The sequence below is a fragment of the Mesorhizobium sp. M7A.F.Ca.US.006.01.1.1 genome (assembly GCF_003997935.1).
In the GTDB taxonomy this organism is placed as follows: Bacteria; Pseudomonadota; Alphaproteobacteria; order Rhizobiales; family Rhizobiaceae; genus Mesorhizobium.
The window spans coordinates 1-25,950 of record NZ_RZQL01000081.1 but is presented as its reverse complement, the minus strand read 5'-3'; the positions used below and the strand labels follow the sequence as shown (position 1 = coordinate 25,950).

Sequence of the window (25,950 nt, the reverse complement as noted above, 5' to 3'; positions counted from 1 at the left end):
GTTCTGCACGACGGCATGGATGCGCCCGGCGCGGCGCGCGGCCTCGACGATGGCGCGCGCATTTTCCCGACTGTCGGCGAGCGGCTTTTCCGTCAGCAGATGGCAATTGTGCGCAAAGGCGGATAGCGCAACTTCGCGCCGTGCAGCGGGGACCACAACATCGAATACCGCTTGTGGTTTGGTCTGGTCGAGGACGGCGTCGAGATTGCTGCCTATGACGGAATCGGTGAGATCGTATTCCTGCGCCCTCGCCCGCGCCCTGTCGGCGTCGAGGTCGACAAGGCCGACAATGGCGAGCCCGTCGATCTGCCTGATGGCATCGAGCCAGGCCTTGCTCATCGCTCCGCAGCCGACCAGGACGGCATTGATCATCCGGCGCTCCTCCTCCGCTCGGTCCCTCCAGACCGATCGTCACGGCATCCACGGCAAGACCGTAAACGTTTTTCCGTAAACGTTTACGAGAACACACCCGAAGGCGTAGAATGTCAATTGGCCCTTGGCGAAAATCGTCCTGTCGCCTTGGCCTGAGCGGCTACCGGTGCTAGCCAAGCAAGGGGGAGTACAGTCACTTGGCATCCAGCATTCACGACCTTGCCCGTCACCTGAACATTTCGATCGGCACGGTGTCGCGGGCGCTGAACGGCCGCGCCGACGTCAATGCCGACACACGCAAGCGCGTGCTCGAGGCGGCCAGGGCGCTCAATTATTCGCCGAACCAGTCCGGCCGCAGTCTCAGGCAAGGCGCCACCCATTCGATCGCCTTCATGCTGCAGCCGCATCCGGGCGACCAGCAATATGGCGAACCGTTCTTCATGCCGTTCCTGATCGGGCTACAGGCCAAACTCGCCGAAAGCGGGCTCGACCTGATCGTGGTCATGGGTGCGCCCGGCGACTACCAGCAGGAGCGCCTGCGCCGTGTCGTCGAGACGCGCCGCGCCGATGCCGTGGTGCTCGCCTGGACCCGGCGCGAGGACGATCGCATCGATTACCTGACCCAGGCTGGTTTCCCCTTCGCCACGGTCGGTCGCAGCCGCTCCGGGGCCAGGCCCTATCCCAGCCTCGACCTCGATTTCGAAAAGGCTGGCGCCGATGCGGTCGACCGGCTTGTGGCGCGAGGCCATCGCCGCATCGCCGCCATCCGCCCGTCCCTCGACCTCAATTTCAGCTATCTGTTCCTCGACGGCTATAGCAAGGGCTTGTTGAGACACAGCATCGAAGTCGACCCGGAACTGATCGCGGACGGTTTCATCAACGAGGCCGGCGGCTATGCCGTGACACCGAGGGTCATGCGTTCCAAGAACCCGCCGACCGCCATCATCTTCAACAATGACGTGATGGCGCTCGGAGGCTGCAAGGCACTGGCCGAGATGGGCATCAGGCCGGGCCAGGACATCGCGGTGACAGTCATCGTCGACACGCCGCTCTGCCGCTATTTTTCCCCGGCTCTGACTGCCTTCCGCCCAGCGCTGGAGCCGATGGGACAGCGGCTCGCCGAAATGCTGCTGGCCTCGATCCCGGCCTTCGCCGGCCCCGAGGGTCCACGGATCATCCGCGAAGTCTGGCCGCTGGAGCTGGTCGCGCGCGACAGCGATTGACAGTCGGAAGCCGGTAAAGGCGTTAGTCCACTTTCTTCTCGCCTCGCTCGCCGGCCTTGACGATGTCGCCCGTGGTGAACAGGATTTCCTTCAGTTCCGCGCGCCAGTCCTTCTTCTGGCGCAGCAGAAATTCGAGATCCATGCCGAAGTGCTTGAACTCCTCGCCCTGCGCGTTCTTCATGATGGCGCGCGCCTGCGGGTCCTTCTCCACCGACATGCGTTGTTCGTACCAGCTGATCGCTTCCGCCTCCTCGATCAGCGAGGTGATCATGCGGGCAAAGGTCCGCACCTTCTGCGTCAGTTCCTCGGGCGGTTCGTGATATTGGTCGAAACCCATGTCGTCCTCCCCTCAAAAAGCACGCCGGTGCGCAGTGCACCGGCCGCAACCTTGAATGCGTGGGAGGCGCTGTAGGTTCCGGATCGCGCCACAACCAGGGCGATCGGCGAGAGCCAGCCTAAGATACCGGCGCCGCTCCGCCCTCTGCCGTGCGCCGCGCGATGAACTCGTCCAGCATGCCTGAGGTCGCGACGGCCGAGGCCGGTGGTGCGAAATCGGCAAGCACCCGCCTCCAGACACCGGTGGCGCGCTCGCTTGCGGTCTTCGAGCCGCTTTGCGTCCAGTTGCCGAAATTCGACCAGTCGGCCACCAGTGGTTCGTAGAAGGCGGTGCGGTAGCGCGCCATGGTGTGGCCGGCCGAAAAGAAGTGCCCGCCCGGCTGCACCTCGGCGATCGCTTCGAAACCGATTGTATCGGTGTCGCCGGGCGTCGCGGCACAGAGTTCAGCCACCGTCTGCAGCGCCTCGATGTCGGTGATCAGTTTCTCGAAGGAGACACTGAGGCCGCCCTCCAGCCAGCCGGCGGCATGGATGCACATCGTCGCCCCGGCCAGCACCGAGCCCCACAGCGCGAACTGCGTCTCGTGCGCGGCCTGCGCGTCGGAGATGTTGGCCGCACTGCCGCCGCCGGACCGCCACGGCAGCCCAGTGAAGCGCGCCAGCTGGCCGGCGCCCAGCGTCGCCTTGACATGCTCGGGCGTGCCGAAGGCTGGCGCGCCGGATTTCATGTCGACATTGGAGGAGAAAGAGCCGTAGACGACCGGCGCACCTGGCCGCACGATCTGCGCCAGCGTCAGCCCGGCCAGCGCTTCGGCGTGCTGCAGCGTCAGTGCGCCGGCGACCGTGATCGGCGCCATGGCGCCCGCCAGGCAGAACGGCGTGATGACGGAGACCTGGCCCGCGCGGGCGAAATCGATGATGCCTTGCGCCATCGGAATGTCGAGCTGGCGCGGCGAGTTGGTGTTGATGACGGTGTAGCAATATGCATTCGCCAGAAACTCGTCCTGCGACAGGCCGCGAGCCAGCCGCAGCATCTCGAACCCGTCCTCGACCTGCGGCGTGCCGCGCGCGAAGACGAACGGAAACTTGTCCGACAGCGTCAGCTGCGCGCGGTTGACGGCATAGTGGCGAAAGCGGTTGTCGACATCCTGCGGCTCGATGCAGGGTCCGAGCATATGCAGCACGTCGAAATGCTGCACCAGCCGCATGAGATCCTCAAAATCGGCCAGCGTTCCCGGCCGCCTGCCGCGCTCGAGATCGGTGGCGTTCGGTGCCCCGCATCCGGCCAGGAAGGTCATCGAGCCGAGCTCGAGTGTCAGATCGCGGGCGCGCGAACCGGCGTGAGCGTGGATCGATCTCGGCGCCGAGGCGAGTGCTGCCGTCACCATGTCGCGACCGATGCGCACCATGTCGGTGTCAGGGTCGACCAGGGCGCCGGCACTGGCGAAAAGCTCACGCGCCTGCGGCAGCAGGACCTTGATGCCGAGCTCTTCCAGCACCCGCAGCGCCGTGTCGTGAATCGCGGCCACCTGATCGTCCGAAAAGATCGGCTGCGGCAGGAACGGGTTCTTCAGCGAATGGTAATTGGGATGGCGGCTGCTTTCGCTGCCGGCCTCGCCCGTGCGTCCACGCCGGCGTTCGCGCCTGCCGTCCCGTGCCGCGTCATCGACCATCGGAAATCCTCCTCATTGCCGCATTGCCTTGCCCTGGGGATCGTAGGGCGAGGCCGCGACGACACGCGCCGGCCGCTCCTCACCCACGACATGCACCGAGAGCGCGGTGCCCTCGCCCGCGAAATCGCGGTCGACGAGAGCCAGCGCCAGGCTCTTGCCAACCGTATAGCCATAGCCGCCCGAGGTGACGAAGCCGACGCGCCGGCCCTGATGCCAGACAGGCTCAAAACCGCTGGCGTCGGCGTCGAGCGCATCGATTTCCAGCGTCACCAGGCTTTGGCCGCTGCCGGCCTCCCGCTGTTTCAACGCTGCTTCACGGCCGATGAAGCCGCTCTTGCCGAAAGCGATGAAGCGGTCGAGACCGGTCTGACCCGGCGTATAGCCTTGCGTGAATTCACGCGACCAGATGCCGAAGCTCTTCTCCAGCCGCAGCGCATTGAGCGCGTAATAGCCGATTTCGGCAAGGCCGAGATCCTCGCCGGCGGCCAGCAGCGTTTCGCGCAACGTGGCGTGCATGGTGGCGGGGCAACTGATTTCGAAGCCGAGTTCGCCTGATATCGACAGCCGCGCGACACGTGCCTGCACCATGCCGATGTCGAATGCGCCGCAGGCCATGAACGGCAGCGCTGCGCCGGACACATCCTGATGCGTCGTACGCTCCAGTATCTTGCGCGCATTCGGCCCGGTCAGCAGGAAACCGCTCATCGTGTCGGAGAGGTCGGCGACGGGGACGCCCTCAGCCGCATGGCTCTCGAACCAGCGCATGTGGAATTCCCGGAGATAGTAGGAGCCCATCAGCCAATAGTCGCCGCCGCCCCAGTTGAAGACGGTGAGGTCGCCCTTCAGCCGTCCGTCAGGGCCGAGCATCGGCGCCAGACCAGCCCGCCCCGGCTTCGGCAATCTGCAGGCGAGCAGCCGGTCGAGCCACGCTTCAGCGCCAGGCCCGGACACCGCATAGCGGGCATAGGCCGAGATATCGACGAGACCGGCGGCACGCCGCACCTGCAGCGCCTCGTCGCCGACGATGTCGAAGGCGTTGGATCGGCGCAGCGTCGTGTTCTCGGCAAACCCCATCGGCGCGAAATAGGCCGGGATTTCCAACCCCCACGATGCCGTCCATTCGCATCCCGCCGCGCTCATGCCGTCATAGGCGCCGGGGCGTTTCAGCGGCCGGCCGGCCGGCAGCCGTTCATTGGGAAAGGTCATGACGAAGCGGCGCGAATAGAACTGGCGCGTCGTCTGCCTGAGATATTCCCGGTTGGCGGCGAAAGCGCCGTAACGGGCGATGTCCATGCCGAAGATGTCGGCCTGCGGTTCGCCAAAAATCATCCATTCGGCCAGTGACTTGCCGACGCCGCCGCCCTGGCTGAAGCCGGCCATGACGCCGCAGCCGACCCAGTAGTTCTTCAGGCCGCGCACCGGCCCGACGATCGGATTGCCGTCCGGCGTGAAGGTGAAGGCGCCGTTGACCCATTTGCGGATGCCGGCCGTCGCCAGGCAAGGGAAGCGCTCATGCGCCTTGGCGAGTTCCGGGCTGATGCGGTCGATGTCTTCCGGGATCAGCTCGATGCCGTAGTCCCAAGGCGCGCCATCCATGTTCCAGTGCTTCGGGTTCTGCTCGTAGACGCCCAGCAGCACGCCCTTGCGCTCCTGCCGCAGGTAGGAGAAACCGTCGAGATCGACGGCGATGCCGATTTCCCTGTCAAGTGCTGCGATCTCGGGAATGTCCTCGGTGACGAAATAGTGGTGCTCCATCGGCGTTACCGGCAGGTCAACGCCGGCCATGCGGCCGAGCTGCTTTGCCCACAGCCCGCCGGCATTGACGACATGCTCGGCGATGATGGTGCCCTGCTCGGTGATGACATCCCAGCGCCCGTCGGCGCGCGCCTTCAGCTCGACGACCCGGTTGCGCAGGATGATATCGGCGCCGCGCTTTTTTGCAGCGCCGGCATAGGCATGCGTCGTGCCGTACGGGTCGAGATGGCCTTCGTTGGAATCATGCAGGCCGCCAAGCACACCGGTGACGTCGACGATCGGGCAGATCGCCTTGATCTCGTCGGGCGTGACCAGCCGAGCGGTCTCGATGCCGACCGACTGGAACACCGCCCAGGCCGATTTCAGCCACTCCCAGCGCGCGGGATCGCTCGCGATGTTCACGCCACCCGTCATGTGCAGGCCGATATTCTGGCCGGATTCGGCCTCGATTTCCCGATAGAGATTGATGGTGTAGTCCTGCAGCGCCGCCACATTGGGATCGGCGTTGAGCGCATGGAAGCCTGCCGCTGCGTGCCAGGTCGAACCGGCCGTCAGTTCGGCGCGCTCGATCAGCGCCACATCGCTCCAGCCGAACCGCGTCAAATGGTAGAGCACCGAGGCTCCGACCACGCCACCTCCGATGACGACTGCGCGGTAGTGCGACTTCAAGGCTTCCCCTCCACGGTTAGTCCGAAGGCCAGACCATATACGTACTGGACATAAGTGTCCAGCGCCAGCGCGCGCGGCTTTTTGCCGATCTGAGACTGACGGAGTGATCAATTCTTTCCGCCAGGCGCACGTTTTTATCGACGCCTGAAGAAGACGGCGGGCATGCACCGCGTGCTGTCACGCAAGCATCATGTTCGCGCCGTAGACCGCGTTTCGGGGAAGCGCGCGCGGCATCATCGATGTCGCACCTCTTTCAGTTTTTCATCTCGCGGCCGCTCCGGCACATCCGTCACAAAGAGGATTATCCATGAAACACCTGTACCGAACCGCGTCGCTCGGCGTCGCGCTGGTATTGTTCACCGCCTTGACGCCGGCGCTCGCCGACAGCACCGCGACCGTCGGCGGCCTCGTCAACAAGGGGCTGGTCGGCGTCGGCCGCATCCCGGCCGCCCAGCGCGACAAGTTCGGCGAGACGTTTGGCTCGGGCTCCGGCATGTCGATCGATACGGCAGGCTGGACGCATGATGCGACCGGCTACAAGGGTTCGCTCTGGCTGCTGCCAGACCGCGGCTACAATGTCGTCGGCACCACCGACTACCGGCCGCGCCTCAACACGATCGGCATCGAGTTTGCCCCGACGCTACCGGGTGCGGCACCAGCCGCCGGCCAGCAGCAGGCTGGCGTCAAGGCGACGCTTGCCGACACCATGCTTCTCACCGACGACAAGGGCGCTGATGCCACCGGCCTCGATCCGCTCAACGGCGTGCGCGCGGCGAGCGGCGACATGCCGATCCTGCCCGAAGCCAACGGCAAGCTGGCGCTCGACAACGAGGCGATCGTGCGCCTGCCCGACGGTTCGATGTTCATCTCCGACGAATACGGCCCGAACATCTACCGGTTTTCCGCCGACGGACATCTGTTGTCGGCGACCCAGCCACCGGCCGCCCTCGTACCGATGCGCCACGGCGCGCCGAACTTCGCCTCGGACAATCCGGGTCCAGGTGCTGCCGAACCCGATCCGAAGGATCCCGACACCGGCCGCCAGAACAATCAGGGCCTCGAAGGCATGGCGATGACGCCGGACGGCAAGTTCCTGATCGCGGTGCTGCAATCAGCGCCCCGCCAGGATGGCGGCGATTCGCCCGCGACGCGCCAGAACACCCGCGCGCTGGTCTATGACGCCTCCGACCCCGCTCATCTCAAGCTTGCGCATGAGTATGTCGTGCCGCTGCCGGTCTTCAAGGATGCCAAGGGCAAGACCAAGATCGCCGCGCAGAGCGAGATCGTGGCGCTCTCCGACAAGACCTTCCTGATGCTGGCGCGCGACAGCGGCAACGGCCAGGGGCTGAAGGGCGACACCTCGCTGGTGCGCCAGATCTTCGTCGTCGACGTCTCGGCCGCGACCGACATCGCCGGCGGCGCCTTCGATGCCGCCGACAAGCCGCTGGCACCCAAGGGCGTGCTCGACCCGTCTGTGACGCCGGCCAAGCTGACGCCGTTCATCGACATCAACGACAAGGGCGAACTCGGCCGCTTCGGCCTGCACAATGGTGCGCCGAACGACAAGAACAACTTGTCGGAGAAGTGGGAGGCGATGTCGGTGGTCAGCGTTCTCGATCCGAAGCTGCCCGACGACTACTTCCTGTTCGTCGCCAACGACAACGACTTCCTCGCCCAGGACGGTTTTCAGGTCGGCGCACCCTACAAGGCGGAAGACGGCGCCAATGTCGACACCATCTTCCTGGTCTATCAGGTCACGCTGCCGGGTCTCGCCAAGAAGTAACGCACTGCATGGGCGGGCGCGCTTGGCGCGTCCGCCGGGGCTCGCGGCTGGGCATGAACGGGGCAGCGGCCTTTCAACCGTGCGGAGCGTTCGCAAGGGTGCATCTCGGTCCCGCCTGCGATATCATCGTGGACTGGATCCAAATCACCATCTGCCGAGCTGCCCGCCATGGACGAAAAAATGCCCGCGCGCCGGCGCGCCAGTGACCTGACCAGCGGCCCGATCCCGCGCACGCTTCTGCTGTTCGCCCTGCCGGTGCTCGGTTCCAACGTGCTGCAGTCGCTCAACGGTTCAATCAACGCCGTCTGGGTCGGCCGTTTCCTCGGCGAATCTGCACTGACCGCCACCTCCAACGCCAACCTCGTCCTGTTCCTGATCCTCGGCACTGTGTTCGGCATCGGCATGGCGGCCACCATCCTGGTGGCCCAGTCGGTCGGCGCCCGCGACCTGCCCGAGGCGCGCCGCATCGTCGGCACCAGCGCGACGTTCTTCTTCCTCGTCTCGGTTATCTTCGCGGTCTGCGGCTGGATCTGGGTCGACGCCATTCTCAACACGCTCGGCACACCGGCCGACGCCTTGCCGCTGGCGCGCTCCTATCTGCGCATCATCTTCGTCGCTGTGCCGATGATGAACCTTCTGTCCTTCGTCATGACCGTGCTGCGCGGTGCCGGCGATTCACGCACGCCATTCTTCTTCATGGCGCTGGCCGTCGTCCTCGACATCGTGCTCAACCCCTTGCTCATCGCCGGCATCGGACCGTTTCCCGAACTCGGCATCGCGGGCTCCGCCACGTCCACGCTGATCGGCCAGACGGTAAGCGTGATCGCCATCCTGATCGTGCTCTATGTGCGCAAGCATCCGCTGCGGCTGGCCGGCGCCAACCTCGCTCTGCTGCGGCCCGATCCCACCTTGCTTCGCATCGTCGTCTTCAAGGGCGTGCCGATGGGCCTGCAGATGATCGTCATTTCGGCGGCGGCACTGACGGTGATGGGCATCGTCAATTCCTACGGCTCACAGGTCGCCGCCGCCTACGGCATCGCCGCCCAGCTGTGGACCTACATCCAGATGCCGGCGCTCGCCATCGGCGCCGCGGTGTCCTCGATGGCGGCGCAGAATGTCGGCGCCGGGCGCTGGGACCGGATCGGCCGCATCGCCGCCTCAGGCGTCGGCTTCAACCTGGTCCTGACCGGCGCACTGGTTGCCGTGCTGTCGGTTTTCGACCGTTCGGTGCTGAGCCTGTTCCTGAGCCGCGACAGCGCGGCGATCGACATCGCCGTCCACATCAACAATGTCGCCTCGTGGTCATTCATCCTGTTCGGCATAACCATCGTGCTGTTTGCCACCGTGCGAGCCACGGGTGCCGTGATGCCGCCGCTGATCATCCTGATCATTTCGGTGCTGATCGTGCGCACCGGCTTTGCCTATTTCATGCGCGGCGTGATCGGCGAGGAAGCGCTGTGGTGGAGCTTCCCGGCCGGCTCGATCAGCTCGCTTGTACTGGCCGCTGCCTACTACCGCTTCGGCCGCTGGCGCACCACGCACATGATCGAGAACAGGCCGGCTGCCGGCGAGCCGCCGGACACCGGTCTTGGCGTGCCGCGCGGACGCGCGCATCTTTCGCCTGAAACACCGAACGGCTGAAGCCAGCCCGGTTCCGCTGGACCGCTCCAGGGCTCAACGCTTGTGTTGTTTCAGCCCAAAAGCCAGTGCCACCAACGCAAACGCTACGATCATGCCGGCGAACGCCAGGCTCGCGGCAATGGGACTGGCATAGGTCGAAACGACGCCAATGCCGATGACGGGCAAGGCGTTGCCGACAAAGCAGCAGATGAAGAAGCTGGACACCACTTCGGCGCGACGTTGCGGCGGCGCGATCTCGTTCACCACTTGCAGCCCGCCACGGTACCCAAGCGCCGCCGCAACGCCGCAACAGGCCGTCGCAGCAACTATCAGTGCCATCGAGGCCAGTATCTGCGCCGCCACCACCAACAAGACGCTTGGGATCATCAATGCCAGCGCAGCCAACATCGCCTTGTTGCTCTTCATATGCATCAGAACGACGATGCTGATCGCGGTGACGATCGCCAGCTCGAAGAACAGCGCGCCGGCGACGGCGTGGTTGGTCACATGCAGCTGCTGCGCCAGGATGCTCGGCGCCAACGCGGCGTAGAACCCGACCAGCGCCATCGCGCCGAAGCCGGTCACCGCCGGCGCGACGAAGCGCGCACGGATTTCCTCGGGCACGGAGAGTTGCGGCCGCCAGGAAATCCGCCCGAGGCCGGCCGGCTTCGCCACCGTTTCGCGAGTGCGCCAGACCAGGACCGTTACCACCACCAGTGCTGCCAGATAGACGATGAAGATCAGCCGCAACGGCCATGGCTCATATTCAGCCAGCAGTCCCGAAATCAGTGCGCCGAAGCCGAGGCCGAGGAAATTGGTGCTGGTGGCAATCACACTGGCGCGCGACTTGTCGGCGCCGGGAAGAAGCTCGGCAATCCACGCGGTTCCGGTCCCCGCGCCGACGCCGATGCCAAGCCCGCTCAGGATGCGGCCGACGTCGAGCGAGGCGACGTTTCCGGCAAACAGGAAGACAAGCGCACTGACGATGGCGACAAGCATGGCCGCCAGGCTCGCGGGCCGGCGCCCGACAACATCGGAGACGCCGCCCAACATCAGAAGTGCCGCCAGATTGCCGACGACATACACGGCGTAGATCAGCGTCAGGGTGATTTGTGAAAAGCCGAATTGCTGCTTGTACACGATATAGAGCGGCGTCAGCACCGTGCTGCCGGCAAACAGCACCGCAATCATCGCGGCGACGGTGGGGATTGCAAGAGCATCGCCACCTGCCCCTTCGTGCGTGTGCGCAAAATCGCGAATGGCCATGGCCAACCTCGTCACCGATTTCGGGGATCGAGGATTTAACGCGGTTTCAGCCACGACGTTCCAGCCGACAGGCAGGCTCCTGACAGCACGGTGGACATTGCTTGAACGGGATGTCCACCGGCGGAACAGGTCGGATCGGGGCCAACGGCTCCGATCCGTCATCTATCGCTCAGGCGGTCGGCTTACCTGCAGGGGAAGCCGGGCGCGATCTTGCACTTGCCGGGACGTGGCTTGTGCGGCGGGCGATGGTGCGGAGGACGATGATGCGGCCTATGGTGCCAGTGTGGCGGCCGATGCGGCGGACGCACGATGATGATCGGCGGGCTAACGATCTGGGAGCGCTCGAGATAGCCGGCGCTGACCCAGCCGCTCACGCCGCCGCCATGGATTCTACACCAGCCCGGCTGGCAGCCGGTGACATTGACCCTGAAGCCGGCGGGCAGCGTTCCCACCCTGGCGTATCCGGCTCCCGGCCCGCTGCGGACGTTGAGGTTGGTCGAGGTGTGGGCGCTGTAGGCGAAGGCCGCGGCGGACGTCCCGAAGACCGCGGTCAGGATGGTCGCGACCACAAGCAGAAAACGAAATCTCATCAGTCCCTCCATTCGAATCCCGGCCGTTCATCTGCTTCGGCCAAGATTGCCCTGCAAGAGGAGCGGCCAAGCCAAGAAAAGTCAACAGGTGGGCGGCCGTAACCGTCCTGACCAGCGGGAATGATGCCGGATTTTCCTTGGACATGGTTGAAGAATTTCCCGGTTGCCATTTATTGGCTCCTCAACATCCGCTAGCGTTTACTCTCTTTCGACAATTCATCGCGGGCAAAGGTGGGATCCATGGGCAAAGGCAGGGTCGAGGCATTCACCGATGGCGTCGTGGCTATCATCATCACCATCATGGTGCTTGAGTTGAAAGTGCCGCATGGCGAGGATTTCTCCGCCTTGGTGCCCTTGTGGCCGATCTTCTTCTGCTACGTGCTGTCCTTCATCAATGTCGGCATCTACTGGAACAATTTGCACAACATGTTCCACACCGTACAACGGGTCGACGGGCGCGTGCTGTGGGCGAACCTCAATCTGCTGTTCTGGCTGTCGCTGATGCCGGTGACGACGGCCTTCATGGGCGAAAACCACTTTGCGCCGGTGCCGGTCGCGGTCTATGGCACCGACCTCGCGCTATGCGCCATCGCCTACACCATACTCGCCGCCGCGCTGCATCGCCTGCACGGCAATGATACCGCCTTTGCCAAGGCGCTGGGTAATGACCGAAAGGGGAAGCTCTCGCTGGCTGTCTACATCGTGGCCGTCGTGCTGACCTTCGTCAGCCAGTGGATCGGTGTCGCGCTCTATGTGCTGGTCGCGATGATATGGCTCGTACCGGATACGCGCTTTGCGCGGGTGATCGAAAAGTAGCTGTCTCACGCATTTTCCACGCAAAGCGCTGCACGGCTTTCCCGGAATTGCCCTACTTTCGCATCGCTTTCAATTTTTCCGCCACCGATGCAGCGAGGTCGGCATAGCGCTCCTCCAGCCGTTCCGCGGCCTTGATGATCGAGAAATCATGGCCGAACTTTTCCAGCGCCATGCGCAGTTTCTCGACGAACTCGGCTTGTTTCTCCAGGGCGGAAAAGAGTGTCTTCACCTGCGTTTCGCTGATGTCGGGGTTGGCCAGCATCTGCGGCACCTCGCGGCCCATCTGGTCGCCAATGGCGGTCTGTTCCTTCAGAATTGCAACCCAGTCCGTCAATCAGGAAATCTCCGTTTGTCCCCAGGGCAAAATCTCTTTTGCGGAGGCAAAGGGCAACATGCGCAGCCTCGACCGGACTGGTCAACCCGACAAGGCGGGCAGAGGCTTGCATCGGCCGGTTCCGGCACTAAGTTCGGCGCCATCGAACAAGGAACCCATCGCCCATGATCACCGACGCCGAGATCCAGACCGCCCTGCCCGCGCTTGCCCCAGGCAATGCCGCCGTGATCACCGGCGCGGCCAGCGGCATCGGTCTGGCGGCCGCCAAGCGGCTTGCACTGATGGGCATGAAGATCGTGCTGGCCGACATTGGCGGCGCGCGGCTGGACGACGCCTCGCGCGCCGTTTCTGCGATTGCCGGCGGCGATGCCGTGCTTGCCGTCGCCGCCGACGTTTCGAAGGCGGATGAGGTGGATCGCCTCGCCGAGAGGGCGTTCGGCGCCTTCGACGGCGTGTCGCTGCTGATGAACAATGCCGGCGTCGGCGACAACCCCGGAAAGCCATGGGAAAACCGCGATGCCTGGAAACGGCTGCTGGACATCAATTTCTGGGGCGTCGTGCACGGCGTGGAGGCCTTCGCGCCGCGCATGCTGGCCTCGGCCAGGCCGGGCCTGATCGTCAACACCGGCTCCAAGCAAGGCATCACCACGCCGCCCGGCAATCTTGCCTACAATGTCTCCAAGGCAGGAGTGAAAACCTTCACCGAAGGCCTGGCGCATGCGTTGCGCAACGAACCCGGTGCCCATGTCGCTGCCCATCTGCTGATCCCCGGCTTCACCTTTACAGGCCTGACCGAGGGCGCGACGGAAAAACCGGTCGGCGCCTGGACCGGCGAACAGGTTGTGGATTTCATGCTGGAATCCCTGACCAGAGGCGATTTCTACATCCTGTGCCCAGACAATGAGGCGGCCCGCCCGCTGGATGAAAAGCGCATGGCCTGGGCGATCGGCGACATCATCGAGAACCGCCCAGCCCTGTCGCGCTGGCATCCGGACCACAAGGACAGTTTCGCGGCGTTCATGAAGGGCTGATTTTCAGGCCGCCTGCTTTTTCGACCCGCGCTTCCTCGCCACAACCTTCTTCGCCGCCATGTCTGCGATCTGTTCGTCATGCCGCTTTGCCGCACGCTCGCATTTGGCGCGGATTTCCTCGACTTCGGATTCGGTCAGATGCTCGATGCCGATGAAGTGGTTGTGGCCCTTGCCGACCCGGATCAGTTCGTCGAGCTTGGCCTGGATCGCCGCGCCATCGCGGTTCTGAGTGTTCTGGATCAGGAAGACCATCAGGAAGGTGATGATGGTCGTGCCCGTGTTGATGACGAGCTGCCAGGTGTCCGAAAAACCAAAGAACGGACCGCTCACCCCCCAGACGATCACGATCAGGCAACAGACGGCGAATGTCGGCGGCAGGCCGGCTATGCGGGCGACCCAGTTGGCGACCTTGGTGAAATGCTTTTCCATCTATCGAAATCCTCGACGCTGCGGCGCGATGAGAAACAACCAGCGACCGTTTCAGGTTCCCGATGCAAGCAAATACCTCGGGTACAATTGACTACACGCATAGAGAGAATAGTCCGGAAAACACACCTTATGGGTTCAATGCCACAGTAATCCTGCAGGCAAGAGTGCCTGTTCCTTCCGCTTCACAGCGGTTTACCTCCAGCCCCTTCCGCTGCGCCACCCCCGCATGGCGGAAGGGGTTTCAGTCCGGAGAGCGCGGAGCATGGTTTCCCGAAAGCGCCGACCGGCAGAAAGACAGACGGTCGCTCCACTTTCCCGCAGATTGCTTGGCAGCGCCGGCCTAGGCCTGCTGATGGCCTGCGCGGCCGTGACCGCCAGGGCAGAACCGTCAACGGCACCGGCTGCCGAAATAGCGACCGATCCGACAATTACCGGCAGTCTCGAACGGCATTGGACCAACAACGCGCTGGACAGCGACCATGCGGTCAAGGACTGGTACACGCTGTTGCGCGGTTCGCTGCAGCAGCAATGGGGCGACAACGACGCCAACGCGAAAATCAGCGCGGACTTCCAGGTAACGCATTTCGACAAGACCTCGATCGAGGACGACCGCGGATTGTCGCTATCGGCCGAGGCCTTCCGCCGCCTCGGCCCGGGTCTCGAACTGAGGGGATCGCTGAGCTATCGCGTCTCCAGCACCGGCGACAATCTGGATATCGGCCCGCTGACGCTGGGTACGCGCGAGTTCAAGCAGGTCTTCGGCGCTCAGACACAACTCGGCATCGACCTCGGCAACGCCACCTCGCTGATCCTCGAGGCCGCCGACAGCTATGAAAAGCTCGGCGCGACGCATTTCCAGGAAGATCTCATCCTGCCGGCCAAGCTGCATGCCGACCGCAATCTCTTCCAGTTGGCGGCTCGGCTCACCCGGACAGTTGGCCAGCTTGCCTTCGGCGCGTCCGCGTCTGCGCTGTTCGCCAGCGTCCAGGAAATCGGTTACCCGCCGCTGTTCCTGTCGTTCAACGCCTATACGCTGCGCGCCGAGGCGGCCTACAAAGCATCAGATGGTTCGACGCTCGGCGTGGCGCTGGGTGCGCAGTTCCTGCGTGGCGCCGACAACATCTACCAGCGCTGGCGTCCGACCTGGCAAGTCACCTTCGGCAAGCCTCTGCCGCATGGCTTCGAGCTGCGCGGCACCTATTTCGGCCGCTACGAAACGTCCGAAACCGACGATCCGTTAGCTTCTTGGCTGCAGCGCGCGGAACTGGAACTGGGCATGAAGGTGCGCGAAAACCTCGGCATCGCTTCCGGCATCTTCTATGAGCTCAAGGACAATTTGCTCTACGAGAACCAGGAGCGCCGCAAAGGCGTCTATGCCGAAGCGACGTACAACGCGACCAAATCGATGGCCATTGTCGTTCGCGTCGACGTTTCCGAGACCTTCAAGACCGTGATCGACGAGCGCGAACACACGGTCGATGCATTTGTGGGCCTGCGGGCGAAGATCTAGCTCATTCCCGCGCTTGACTGGGCAGACCCACAAGCGGAGGCAGGAGGGTGTTGAAGACCCTCCTGCCCACGACACGTGACATAGGATGCCCGTGACTCTCCTGCTCAGTGACGGCTGCCGAGCTTGTAGCTGTTGCCGCCAAGGATATTGACGCCGATACCGCTGAGAACGCCGGTAAGGACGTTGGTCTTGTTGCCGTTCAGAATGCCCTGGACGACATTGCCGCTCAGGATGTTGTTGCCACTCAGGATGCCATTGAGCGCGGTCACCTGGCCGACACCGATGGACGGCGACACATTGATCAGGCTACCCGAGCTACCTCCCCAGCCGCCGGCATAGGCGCCGACAGTCGAGAACGAAACCATAGCAGCGGCGAGTACAAGCGCGAACTTCTTCATGACTTATCTCCATTGTTGCTAGTAGTGTTTTCTTCGACTTCTTACGACTTACCCCCGAACTGAGTAGTGCATTTCGCCGAAACTCTTGCAACCTTGGAGTGTTTAATTTCGCGGATACAATCCGTTTTCCATTTCTTAACTTTAATATTTTACGTTAAGAAAATTGGTTACCGTCGACGTCTTGAGCTGGTCAGACGGCGTCGTTTTCCCAGCGATCGAGGAACGCTTCGATCGGCATTGCCTGCATGTCGGGAACCGCTCTGGCGAGCTTTTCGACCGGCCAGTCCCACCAGGCGAGAGCTTCGATCCGCACCGCGATATCCGGAGCGAAGCGCGGCCGGAGAGTCTTCGCCGGCACGCCGGCGACGATCGCGTAGGGCGGCACATCACGCGTCACCACTGCGTTGGCGCCAACCACCGCGCCATTGCCGATGGTGACCCCGGGCATGATCACCGCGCCGTGGCCGATCCAGACATCATGGCCGATGGTCACGGCTTTCGCCTGCCGCCGCTCGCGGAAGGCGGCATCGACGCCCAGCCAGCGAAAATACTCGTTCGGCCGGTAGCTGAGCTTGTGCTGGGTCAGCCGCTCTATGGGATGCTCCAGCGCATTGACGCGGCTGTTGGCGGCGATCGAACAGAATTTGCCGATCGTCGTGTAGATCGCTTCACAGTGGCGTTCAAAATAAGAGAAGTCGCCGACATTCACCTCGCGCAGCACCACCCGCTCGCCGATCGAGGCATAGCGGCCGAGCTTGCATGCCTTCAACTCGGCGGTCGGATGGATGCGCGGCTCGGGGTCTTTCGGGACGAGATTTTCGGAACGGTCCATGCCGGCGGCTTTACCCCCAGGCGATTGGTCCCGCAAGCGGGACCAATTGTCCGTCTGACCAGTTCCGGGAAGGAACTGAAGCGCCTATTGCGGCTTGCCTTTGCTCCACACCACGTTCTGGCCGTAGAGCGGCACGGTGGTAACCGACATTTTGGCCGAGCCGTTCTGCACCTGGCGCGAATGCGATAGATAGATCAGCGTCTCGTTGGCCTTGTCGTAGATGCGGTTCACCACCTGCTTCTTCCAGATCAGGCTGATGCCTTGCTTAAACACTTCCTCGCCGCCCTCGCTCATGTCGATGTCGCCGATGGTGATCGGACCGGTCTGGCGGCAGGAGATCGAGGAATCGGACGGATCCTCGAACCAGTTGCCCTTGTGCAGGCGATCGATGATGCCGCGATCGAAATAGGAAACGTGGCAGGTCACACCCTCCACCTTCGGATCCTTGATCGCCTCGACGATGATATCGTTGCCGAGCCAGTCGACACCGACCTTGCCGACTTCATCGGCCACGGCGGCCCCGGCGCCAAGGACAACGCACGCGGCTAATGCGCCGCCGATCAGTTTTCGCCCAATCAATCCGTGCCCAATCAGTCGTGGCAAAAGAGCCTCCTGCGGTTCGAGTTGCCGGTCACAGGTGGGGCGAGCAGCCCGGCTTTGCAAGCAGATAGGTCGACACCATTGCGGTTGCGGCAACGCGGCACTTTGCCTGTGCGAGGCCGAACCGCTAAGACTGTCGCACAGGCGCGGCATTGAGCCGGCGCGGCGATTTCTGCAGACGGACTTTTCTGATGATGCGTTCTATCCTGGTCGGTATTCTCGTCCTGATGGCGGCCGGCATCGGCTGGCTGACCTTCGACTGGTACCGCGGCCACTATGGCGGCGAGCCCTTCGGTGCCGCCTTTACCCTGGTCGACCAGAAAGGCGCACCGATCACCGAAGCCGCTTTCCGGGGCGAGCCCAGCGTCGTCTTCTTCGGCTTCACCCATTGCCCCGAGGTCTGCCCGACCACGCTGTTCGAGCTGGCCGGCTGGCTGAAAACGCTCGGCGACGACGGCAAGAACCTGCATGCCTATTTCGTCTCGGTCGATCCCGAACGCGACACGCCGGAAGTGATGAACGCCTATGTCAGCAATTTCTCCGACCGTATCATCGGCATCACGGGCGCTCCCGACAAGGTCCATGCCATGGCCAAGTCGTTCGGCATCTACTGGAAGAAGGTCGATACCGGCGACGGCGACTACACGATGGACCACACCGCCTCGGTGCTGCTGCTCAACGCCAAGGGCGACTTCGCCGGCACAATCGCCTACGGCGAAAGCGCCGATACGGCCATCGCCAAGCTGAAGCGGCTGGCGGCGAAAGGCTGATTACCATTTCATGACCCAGACGCGCCTCTACTTCACCACCGGAAAGATCGAGTCCGTCAGCATTTTCGCGGCACTCGAGGCGGCCTTCGAGGAAGAGGGGCTGCCTATCGCCGTCCTGGAGGTCGACGAGGACAAAGACATCCACGAAGTGTCGCTCTATGCCGATGGCGACGTCGATGCGGTCGAGACTCGGCTGAAGGACATCCTTGCCGGCCTTTCCCTGTCGAAGCCGATCGAGCGCGAGGCGCTGCCCGACATCGACTGGGTAGCGCATTCGCTGGAAGAGCTGAAGCCGGTGCGTGCCGGACGTTTCTTCGTCCACGGCGCGCATGACCGCAGGAAACGCCACAGCGGCGAACTCGCCATCGAGATCGAGGCCGGCCTCGCCTTCGGCACCGGCCATCACGGCACCACCGCCGGCTGCCTGGAGATGCTGGAAAGAGTGGTGCGGCGCGAACACCCGCGCAATGCGCTCGATCTCGGCACCGGCAGTGCGGTGCTGGCGATTGCCGTCGCCAAGCTGGCGCACATTCCGGTGCTGGCCACCGACATCGATCCGGTGGCGGTGCGGGTGGCTGCCGCAAACTCGCGGCTCAACCACGTCAAGGCACTGGTGGAAACAGCAACCGCGCCAGGCTTTCACCACCCGATCTTCGGCAAGCGCGCGCCCTTCGATCTGATCGTCGCCAACATATTGGCGCGGCCGCTGATGCGGCTGGCGCCGCAAATGGCCGGTCACATCGCGCTTGGCGGCTCGATCGTGCTGTCAGGCATCCTCGAGCGTCAGCGCGACGCCGCCATCTCGGCCTATGTCGGCCAGAATTTTCGCCACGTGCGCACCTTGCACCGCGAGGGCTGGGTGACGATCCACCTCAAGCATTGAGCCCCGGCAACGACCGAGCTTGGACCAAGTTCCACCGGTTGTCAGCCAAGCGATGCTGTAACAGTTTGCGCGGACTGGGAAATCGATTCCGCTTTCCCGGTCCATAGGCTACGGTCACGCCGATATCAGGAGGCCCACAATGTTCCAGACCTTCGATTCCGCGGGCGACCCGGCCGTCGGCAAACCGCGCGTGGCGCTGCTGCGCCAATGGCTTGAAGCCAACGGGCTGGACGGCTTCATCGTGCCGCGTGCCGACGAGCACCAGGGCGAATATGTCGCCGACCGCTCGGCGCGGCTGAAATGGCTGACCGGCTTCAGCGGCTCGGCCGGTGTCGCCATCGTCCTGCGAGACCGCGCCTTCGTCTTTGTCGACGGGCGCTACACGCTGCAGGTGCGCAGCGAGGTCGATCTCGACGTCTTTTCGATCGAAAGCCTGGTCGACAATCCCCCGGCCGTCTGGCTGAAAGACAATCTTGGCAAGGGCGCACGGCTCGGCTTCGATCCATGGCTGCACACGATCAGCGAGGTCAAGGCGCTGCAGGCTTCGGCCGACAAATCAGGCGCCGTGCTGGTGCCGCTCGACAAGAACCCGATCGACATCATCTGGAAGGATCAGCCCGATGCGCCGGTGGCTCCCGTCGAGCTTCACCCGATCGGCTTTGCCGGCGAGCTTGCCAAGGACAAGCTGGCGCGGCTGGCGACAGCGATCGGCAAGGACAGTGCCACCCATGCCGTGCTGACCGACCCCTCCTCCATCGCCTGGGCCTTCAACATCCGTGGCGGCGACGTGCCGCACACGCCGCTGGCGCTCGGCTTCGCCATCCTCGCCGCCGACGGGTCGCACCAGCTTTTCATGGATCGGCGCAAATTCTCGCGCCAGGTCGCGGCCTACCTCACCCAGCTCGCCGAGCCGCATGAACCCGGCGAATTCGAAGCGGCGATCACAGCGCTTGCCAAGAGTGGCGCCAAGATCGCGCTCGACCCCGTGCTGGCGGCCGACAGGCTGCGCATGCTGGTCGAGGCCAATGGCGGTGCCGTCATTGCAGCAGCTGACCCCGCCCGCATCCCGCGCGCCACCAAGAACCAGGCCGAGATCAATGGCTCGCGTGCCGCGCATCGCCGTGATGGCGCGGCTGTGGCGAAGCTTCTCTGCTGGCTGGAGCGGCAAAAACCCGGCTCGCTCGACGAGATCGCTGTCGTCACCAGGCTGGAGGAACAGCGCCGGCGGACCGGCGAGGAAACCCAGATGCCGCTGCGCGACGTCTCCTTCGACACCATTTCGGGCGCCGGCCCGAACGGCGCCATCATGCATTATCGCGTCTCTCGCGCCACCAGCCGCAAGCTGCAGGCCGGCGAACTGTTCCTGCTCGATTCCGGCGCGCAGTATCAGGACGGCACCACCGACATCACGCGCACCGTGCCGATCGGCCAGCCGACACAGGAGATGCGCGAACGCTTCACCCTGGTGCTGAAAGGCATGATCGGCATTTCCACCTTGCGCTTTCCCGCCGGCACCCGCGGCTCCGAGATCGATGCCGTCGCGCGCATGGCGCTGTGGAAGCACGGTTGCGACTTCGCCCACGGCACCGGCCATGGCGTCGGCTCGTATCTGGCCGTGCATGAAGGCCCGCAGCGTATCGCCCGCACCGGCACCGAAAAGCTGCTCGAAGGCATGATGCTGTCCAACGAGCCGGGCTACTACAAGGAAGGCGCCTACGGCATCCGCATCGAGAACCTGATACTGGTGACGCCGACGCAAGAGGTCGAGGGCGGCGACATCGCCATGCACGGCTTCGAGACGCTGACGCTGGCGCCGATCGACACAAGACTGGTGCAGTCGGACCTTTTGACGCGCGACGAGCTGCATTGGCTCGACACATACCATGCCCGCGTGCTGGCCGAGATCGGCCCGATGCTCGACGGCGAAACGCTGGCCTGGCTGGAAAAAGCGACAGCGCCGCTGCCGCACGACGCCAAGATTTGAAGTGAGCTTTCTTTCTCCCCGTTCACGGGGAGAAATGCCCGGCAGGGCAATGAGGGGCAGCGCCTCCGTTCGAGGTAATTGCTGCGGCAGAGCCTTATCCGACGAACTGCCGCGCCAAAATCAGAACCGCCGCACCTGCCAGAAACATCGCCATCAGCCCGCCGCGAAGCGAAACCACCGCGGTGACCACGAGTGCGGCCCACTCCGCCGGCCCGGCATTCAACAGCTCGGGCGCCACCAGCGTCGTCAGCACCGCGGCCGGCACGGCATTGAGGCCCGCCTCGACGCGCGGATGGATGGTGTCGAAGCGGGAAATGACCAGATGCCCGCCGATGCGCGTCAGGTAGGTCGCGATTGCGCCGGCGATGATGATCCAGAAGGTCGTGCTCATGGCCGTGCCTTTACGCCGCTGTGATGGGGAGGCAGGATGACCGCCAGCAGCACACCGGCAACAGCGCCAATCGAGACATGCCAGGGCGACCCCACCGTCTTATAGGCGATGATCGAGGCGGCAGCGCTGGCAATGACCACCGGCAGCCACAGCGGCCGCTTGCGGAAGCCCAGCACGAGACCGAGGAAATAGATCGGCAGCAGGAAATCGATGCCGAGCGCATGCGTGTCGGGGATCAGCTTGCCGAACAGCGCGCCAAGCGCGCTTTCGACGATCCAGAACAGATAGACCGGCAAGCCAAGTCCCAAATACCAGGCAAAGCCGACCGCCTGGCCCGATTGCGCCCGCGCTTCGGCCACCGCGAATTGAGGATCGGTGAGGATGAAATAACCGAGTGCTTGGCTGATGACAGGCCAGTGCGCGATGCGCCGGCCGATGCCGGCGGAATAGAGCACGTGGCGGAAATTGACGGCGAAGATCGACAGCACGATCAGCCACGGCGCCACATGCTGGCCGAACAGCTGGATGCCGACCATCTGGCTGGCGCCGCCATAGACCAGCGCGCTCATCAGGAAGGCTTCCAGGACCGAGAAGCCATTGTCGACGGCGAGCGCGCCGAACAGCACAGCAAACGGCGCCGACGCCACCACCACAGGCATCGACAACCGCACGCCCTGCCAGAAATCGCTTCTATCGCCGCTCTCGGAAATTGCGTCCGTCGCCATCAACCACTCCTGATGCATGTCGCCCAAAAGTGCGTAGGGGGGGACAACGGCATGCATAACAACAAGGGAAGCGCGGTATGTAGGTGGCGCGGCTTGCCGTGTCACACGAATTCGCTTGAGCCAAACGATCAGCGGAAATGATCGCCCGGATCGGCTGAGTTAGACGCTTATTCCTTCGGGATCTTGCCCTCGATCGCCCTGCCCCAGTCGAGCAGCGGCTTGGCGCGCAAGGTGAAATCGACGAGCTCGTCGACCAGATCAGCCGTATGGATTCCGGCCGGATCGATGAGATGCTGGACATAGAAATGCCGGTGGCGGATGGCGGCGACCAGATCCGGATCGCTGATTTCCTCGAAGCCACGCGGCGTACGCTTCATGCGGCCTTCGGTCTCGAGTTCAAGCCGGTTCTTCTTCAACGCCGCCACCAGGGCGCGAAACCTGTCCGGCTTTGTCACGATGGCCTTGCGCATCGCCAGCAGCAGCGCCGGCTCCGGCTGCCACCAGGCAATGTCGGCAAAGCAGCGCTCAAGCCCGATATGGACGTAGAACACGCCCTGCTCCATCTTGGTGCCGTCGGGCGACAGGATGGCCGACAAATGCCTGTTGTAGGGCCGCTTGTCTTTGGCGAAGCGCACGTCGCGATTGATCCGGAACAGCGACTTCTTGCGGTCGCCGCGCAAGCCGAGCCCGGCCTCGGCGAATCGTTCGGTCAGCGTGTCCACGAGATCACTGAGCGGATCGCGCAATTCCTGTTCGAACAGGTCGCGGTTTTCCAGGAACCACTCCCGGCTCTGGTGGAAATCCAGCGCCTTGAGGAACGGAATGGCTTTTGGCCCGAATCCCTTGAATGCGCCGTCCATCAGGCCTTGCCGATCCGCGCCAGCCAGGCATCCTCGTCGATCACCTCGATGCCGAGTTCGCTGGCGAGCTTGAGCTTGGAGCCGGCACCCGGCCCGGCGACCACCAGATCCGTCTTCGCTGAAACCGAGCCCGCGACCTTGGCGCCGAGGCGCTCCGCCATCGCCTTGGCTTCGGAGCGCGTCATCTTCTCCAGCGAGCCCGTGAACACGACCGTCTTGCCGGCGACCTCGCTGTCGGCCGAGACGTTGACGATATACGGCTTCGGCTTGACTTGGCGGAGCAACGCATCAAGCACGTCGTCATTGCGCTCATTGCCGAAGAAGTCGCGCAAAGCGTCGATCACGGTATCGCCGATGCCGTTGACCGAGGGGAAAACCGTGTGTGGATCTTCCGCTGCCGCTGTCTCCTCGCCGACGCGGATCAGCTCCTCGATGGTCGAGAAGGTGCGGGCAAGCACGGCGGCCGTCGTTTCGCCGATATGGCGGATGCCGAGCGCGAAAATGAAGCGGTCGAGCTCCGGCTCGCGGCGCGAATCGATGGCGGCGAACAGCTTGTCGAGGCCCTCATAGTTGCGATCCTCGACGCTGCGCACATTCTTGCGCGTCTTGCCCGATGCGGCCTCGCGCTGCCTTGCCTGCTCCTCGCGGCGCTCGGCCAGCGCCCTGGTGACAGCCGGACGGCGGTCCCTGAGCGTGAAGATATCGGCGGCGGTCTTGATCAATCCCGCATTGAAGAACGTGTCTATGTTCTCCGCGCCGAGGCCTTCGATGTCCAGGGCCCCGCGTGACACGAAGTGGCGCAATCCCTCCACCGCTTGCGCCGGGCAGATCAGTTCGCCGGTGCAGCGCCGGCGCGAATCTTCCTTGCCCGTCTTCTCGTTGATCTCGCGCGTCGCCGGCGAGCCGCAGATTGGGCAAGTATGCGGGAACTCGTAGGGCACGGCGTCAGCCGGCCGCTTGTCGATGACCACGCTGACGATCTGCGGAATGACATCGCCCGCCCGCTGGATCACGACCGTATCGCCGATGCGAACGTCGATGCCGTCGCGGATCGGCTGGCCGGTCGAGTCCAGGCCCTTGATGTAGTCCTCATTGTGCAGCGTGACGTTCTCGACCACGACGCCGCCGACAGTGACCGGCGCCAGCCGCGCAACCGGCGCCAGTGTGCCGGTGCGGCCGACCTGGATGTCAATCTTCTCCACCGTCGTCATCGCCTGTTCGGCAGGGAATTTATGCGCGACCGCCCAGCGCGGTTCGCCGGTGACGAAACCCCATCGGCGCTGCAACTCCAACTGGTCGACCTTGTAGACGACGCCGTCGATATCGTAGCCGAGCGCCGAGCGCTGCTCCTCGATCCGATGATAATGCGCGATCAGCTCCTCCGCCGATTTCGCCCGCACCATCAGCGGGCTAATCTTGAATCCCCACTCGGCGAATTTCTGCACCGAATCATATTGGGTCGGAGCGGGATCCGCCGTCGTGTAACCCCAGGCATAGGCGAAGAATTTGAGGTTGCGGCTGGCGGTGACGGACGGATCCTTCTGGCGCAGCGACCCGGCCGCCGTATTGCGCGGATTGACATAGTCCTGGCCGCCCACCGCCGCCGACCGCTGCTTCAGCGCCTCGAATTCCGCATAGGTCATGTAGACCTCGCCGCGGATCTCGATGGTTTCAGGCCAGCCCGAGCCTTTCAGCTTCGCCGGGATGTCCGCGATGGTCTTTAAATTGGCGGTGATGTCTTCGCCGACGGCGCCGTTGCCACGCGTCGCGCCCTGCACGAACACACCGTTTTCGTAACGCAGCGAAGCCGACAGCCCGTCGATCTTCGGCTCGGCCGTGAATGCGATGTCGAGCTCCTTGTCGCGATCGAAGAATCGCCGGCCGCGTTCGATGAAATCCGTGACGTCATCGTCGGTATAGGCCTTGGCAAGGCTGAGCATCGGCACGGCATGGCGCACCTTGGTAAAGCCTTCCGCGGGTGCCGCTCCGACCCTGAGCGATGGCGAATCCTCGCGCACCAGCGCCGGAAAGCGCTCCTCGATGGCAAGGTTGCGCCGTGCCAGGGCATCATATTCCGCGTCGGTGATAACAGGCGCATCTTCGGTATGGTAGCGCCGGTCGTGTTCGGCGATCTCTTCCGCCAGCCGCTTCAGCTCGGCTTCGGCCTCGCTTTCGCTGAGCGAATCGACAGGTTTTTCAGCCATGCTTTCCTTCCCCGGACGGTGGTCCGCCACAATAGATCAGGATTTTGGGAAAAGCATTCCTGAACAGCGGGATGCAGCCATATCCTGACTCGATCCCTGACATCAGCTGTTCTTATGCAGCCGTGGTGTTCTCACGCAGCAATCGCTCGGCGGCGGCGCGTGCCTCGTCGGTGATGGTGGCGCCGGCCAGCATGCGTGCGATCTCTTCCTGACGCGCCGATCGGTCCATCTCGGCAATGCCGGTGGCGACACGGTCGGTGGTGCCGGATTTGGAGATCAGGAAATGCGTCGCCGCGCGTGCTGCCACTTGCGGCGCGTGTGTCACCGACAGCACCTGGACGCGCTTCGACAGCCGCGCCAGCCGCTGGCCGATCGCGTCGGCGACAGCACCGCCCACGCCGGTGTCGATTTCGTCGAACACCAGCGTCGGTGCCGAGCCACGGTCGGCCAGCGCCACCTTCAGCGCCAGAAGGAAGCGCGAAAGCTCGCCGCCGGAAGCCACCTTCATCATCGGCCCGGGCCGCGTGCCTGGATTGGTGCGCACCCAGAACTCGATCTGGTCGATGCCCTCTTCCATGCGGCTCTCGGCCTCGCTCTTCATTTCCACAATAAAGGCGGCGCGTTCGAGCTTCAGCGCCGGCAATTCGGCCATGACCGCCTTGGTCAGGCCAACCGCCGCCGCATGGCGAAGCGAGGACAACTGCGCAGCGGCAATGTCGTAGGTCTCGCGCGCTGCGGCCGCCTGCTTTTCCAGGCCGTGCAGGCGCTCCTCGCCGGCATCGAGATCGGCGAGGTCGGCCGACATCGTGTCGCGCAGCTGCGCCAAATCGTCGACGGCGACGCTGTGCTTGCGCGAGGCCGCGCGCAGCGAAAACAGCCGCTCCTCCGCCTTCTCC

Annotated in this window: 24 protein-coding genes and 1 pseudogene; 9 read left to right on the top strand and 16 right to left on the bottom strand. The window is 63.9% G+C overall.

What is annotated here, in order from left to right; genetic code table 11:
* Positions 1-372: Gfo/Idh/MocA family oxidoreductase (locus tag EN943_RS16110; protein ID WP_164778214.1), on the bottom strand; the 372-nt coding region annotated here is incomplete at its 3' end.
* A 197-nt stretch (positions 373-569) separates the two neighbouring features.
* On the opposite strand from EN943_RS16110, the gene EN943_RS16105 reads away from it, so the two are divergent.
* Entirely contained in the window at positions 570-1,595 is a 1,026-nt protein-coding gene (locus EN943_RS16105; protein WP_127413450.1) for a LacI family DNA-binding transcriptional regulator, read from the top strand.
* A gap of 22 nt (positions 1,596-1,617) precedes the next feature.
* On the opposite strand, the gene EN943_RS16100 is transcribed toward EN943_RS16105, so the two are convergent.
* From EN943_RS16100 to EN943_RS16090, 3 genes are all read right to left on the bottom strand, one after another.
* Positions 1,618-1,932 carry a hypothetical protein gene (locus EN943_RS16100; RefSeq protein ID WP_127413448.1) on the bottom strand — a complete coding sequence of 105 codons (315 nt, stop codon included), beginning with the start codon at positions 1,930-1,932 and terminating at the stop codon, positions 1,618-1,620.
* A 118-nt stretch (positions 1,933-2,050) separates the two neighbouring features.
* Positions 2,051-3,604, bottom strand: a complete 1,554-nt coding sequence (locus EN943_RS16095; protein WP_127413446.1) for a trimethylamine methyltransferase family protein — start codon at positions 3,602-3,604, stop codon at positions 2,051-2,053.
* Between the two features lie 12 nt (positions 3,605-3,616).
* The gene (locus EN943_RS16090) at positions 3,617-6,028 is read right to left on the bottom strand and encodes an FAD-dependent oxidoreductase (RefSeq protein WP_127413444.1); all 2,412 of its coding nucleotides are present in this window, start codon (positions 6,026-6,028) and stop codon (positions 3,617-3,619) included.
* Between the two features lie 307 nt (positions 6,029-6,335).
* On the opposite strand from EN943_RS16090, the gene EN943_RS16085 reads away from it, so the two are divergent.
* On the top strand, positions 6,336-7,811 hold the full coding sequence (locus EN943_RS16085) for an esterase-like activity of phytase family protein (protein WP_127413443.1): 1,476 nt from the start codon (positions 6,336-6,338) through the stop codon (positions 7,809-7,811).
* Between the two features lie 180 nt (positions 7,812-7,991).
* Positions 7,992-9,452 carry an MATE family efflux transporter gene (locus EN943_RS16080; RefSeq protein ID WP_245475864.1) on the top strand — a complete coding sequence of 487 codons (1,461 nt, stop codon included), beginning with the start codon at positions 7,992-7,994 and terminating at the stop codon, positions 9,450-9,452.
* Between the two features lie 33 nt (positions 9,453-9,485).
* On the opposite strand, the gene EN943_RS16075 is transcribed toward EN943_RS16080, so the two are convergent.
* Both EN943_RS16075 and EN943_RS16070 read right to left on the bottom strand, forming a co-directional pair.
* A complete protein-coding gene (locus EN943_RS16075; protein ID WP_127413439.1) occupies positions 9,486-10,697 on the bottom strand; it encodes an MFS transporter in 1,212 nt (403 codons plus the stop codon).
* 182 nt (positions 10,698-10,879) lie between these two features.
* Positions 10,880-11,287, bottom strand: a complete 408-nt coding sequence (locus EN943_RS16070) for an SH3 domain-containing protein (RefSeq protein ID WP_127413437.1) — start codon at positions 11,285-11,287, stop codon at positions 10,880-10,882.
* A 240-nt stretch (positions 11,288-11,527) separates the two neighbouring features.
* Between EN943_RS16070 and EN943_RS16065 the strand changes: the two genes are divergently transcribed.
* On the top strand, positions 11,528-12,103 hold the full coding sequence (locus EN943_RS16065) for a TMEM175 family protein (RefSeq protein WP_127413435.1): 576 nt from the start codon (positions 11,528-11,530) through the stop codon (positions 12,101-12,103).
* A gap of 52 nt (positions 12,104-12,155) precedes the next feature.
* Here EN943_RS16065 and EN943_RS16060 read toward each other — a convergent pair whose 3' ends face one another.
* On the bottom strand, positions 12,156-12,437 hold the full coding sequence (locus EN943_RS16060) for a hypothetical protein (RefSeq protein WP_023813121.1): 282 nt from the start codon (positions 12,435-12,437) through the stop codon (positions 12,156-12,158).
* 164 nt (positions 12,438-12,601) lie between these two features.
* Here EN943_RS16060 and EN943_RS16055 point away from each other — a divergent pair, with 164 nt between their 5' ends.
* Positions 12,602-13,468, top strand: a complete 867-nt coding sequence (locus tag EN943_RS16055; protein WP_127413433.1) for an SDR family NAD(P)-dependent oxidoreductase — start codon at positions 12,602-12,604, stop codon at positions 13,466-13,468.
* Positions 13,469-13,471: 3 nt separating this feature from the next.
* Here EN943_RS16055 and EN943_RS16050 read toward each other — a convergent pair whose 3' ends face one another.
* Entirely contained in the window at positions 13,472-13,897 is a 426-nt protein-coding gene (locus tag EN943_RS16050) for a low affinity iron permease family protein (RefSeq protein WP_127413432.1), read from the bottom strand.
* Positions 13,898-14,264: 367 nt separating this feature from the next.
* Between EN943_RS16050 and EN943_RS16045 the strand changes: the two genes are divergently transcribed.
* Positions 14,265-15,407 (top strand): hypothetical protein, encoded by a 1,143-nt coding sequence (locus EN943_RS16045; RefSeq protein WP_245475863.1) that lies wholly within the window; start codon positions 14,265-14,267, stop codon positions 15,405-15,407.
* A 104-nt stretch (positions 15,408-15,511) separates the two neighbouring features.
* On the opposite strand, the gene EN943_RS16040 is transcribed toward EN943_RS16045, so the two are convergent.
* The 3 genes from EN943_RS16040 to EN943_RS16030 all read right to left on the bottom strand — a co-directional run bounded on the left by EN943_RS16040 (position 15,512) and on the right by EN943_RS16030 (position 17,240).
* Entirely contained in the window at positions 15,512-15,805 is a 294-nt protein-coding gene (locus EN943_RS16040) for a hypothetical protein (protein ID WP_127413428.1), read from the bottom strand.
* A 190-nt stretch (positions 15,806-15,995) separates the two neighbouring features.
* On the bottom strand, positions 15,996-16,637 hold the full coding sequence (locus EN943_RS16035) for a DapH/DapD/GlmU-related protein (protein ID WP_127413426.1): 642 nt from the start codon (positions 16,635-16,637) through the stop codon (positions 15,996-15,998).
* An 84-nt stretch (positions 16,638-16,721) separates the two neighbouring features.
* Positions 16,722-17,240: a CreA family protein gene (locus tag EN943_RS16030; RefSeq protein WP_127413424.1), complete on the bottom strand. Its 519-nt coding sequence runs from the start codon at positions 17,238-17,240 to the stop codon at positions 16,722-16,724.
* Between the two features lie 188 nt (positions 17,241-17,428).
* Between EN943_RS16030 and EN943_RS16025 the strand changes: the two genes are divergently transcribed.
* From EN943_RS16025 to EN943_RS16015, 3 genes are all read left to right on the top strand, one after another.
* A complete protein-coding gene (locus EN943_RS16025; protein ID WP_127413422.1) occupies positions 17,429-18,007 on the top strand; it encodes an SCO family protein in 579 nt (192 codons plus the stop codon).
* Positions 18,008-18,017: 10 nt separating this feature from the next.
* On the top strand, positions 18,018-18,890 hold the full coding sequence (locus EN943_RS16020; RefSeq protein ID WP_127413420.1) for a 50S ribosomal protein L11 methyltransferase: 873 nt from the start codon (positions 18,018-18,020) through the stop codon (positions 18,888-18,890).
* A gap of 139 nt (positions 18,891-19,029) precedes the next feature.
* Positions 19,030-20,874 carry an aminopeptidase P family protein gene (locus EN943_RS16015; RefSeq protein ID WP_127413418.1) on the top strand — a complete coding sequence of 615 codons (1,845 nt, stop codon included), beginning with the start codon at positions 19,030-19,032 and terminating at the stop codon, positions 20,872-20,874.
* A 94-nt stretch (positions 20,875-20,968) separates the two neighbouring features.
* Here EN943_RS16015 and EN943_RS16010 read toward each other — a convergent pair whose 3' ends face one another.
* The 5 genes and pseudogenes from EN943_RS16010 to EN943_RS15990 all read right to left on the bottom strand — a co-directional run.
* Positions 20,969-21,265 carry an AzlD family protein gene (locus EN943_RS16010; RefSeq protein WP_057142891.1) on the bottom strand — a complete coding sequence of 99 codons (297 nt, stop codon included), beginning with the start codon at positions 21,263-21,265 and terminating at the stop codon, positions 20,969-20,971.
* Positions 21,262-21,990: an AzlC family ABC transporter permease gene (locus EN943_RS16005; protein ID WP_127413416.1), complete on the bottom strand. Its 729-nt coding sequence runs from the start codon at positions 21,988-21,990 to the stop codon at positions 21,262-21,264. The genes EN943_RS16010 and EN943_RS16005 overlap by 4 nt, the downstream gene beginning before the upstream one ends.
* A 167-nt stretch (positions 21,991-22,157) precedes the next feature.
* Positions 22,158-22,850 carry a TIGR02453 family protein gene (locus EN943_RS16000; RefSeq protein WP_127413414.1) on the bottom strand — a complete coding sequence of 231 codons (693 nt, stop codon included), beginning with the start codon at positions 22,848-22,850 and terminating at the stop codon, positions 22,158-22,160.
* On the bottom strand, positions 22,850-25,054 hold the full coding sequence (gene ligA, locus EN943_RS15995) for an NAD-dependent DNA ligase LigA (protein WP_127413413.1): 2,205 nt from the start codon (positions 25,052-25,054) through the stop codon (positions 22,850-22,852). Before ligA ends, EN943_RS16000 begins: the two co-directional genes overlap by 1 nt.
* A 112-nt stretch (positions 25,055-25,166) precedes the next feature.
* Positions 25,167-25,950, bottom strand: a pseudogene (locus tag EN943_RS15990) (DNA repair protein RecN); the annotation flags it as partial.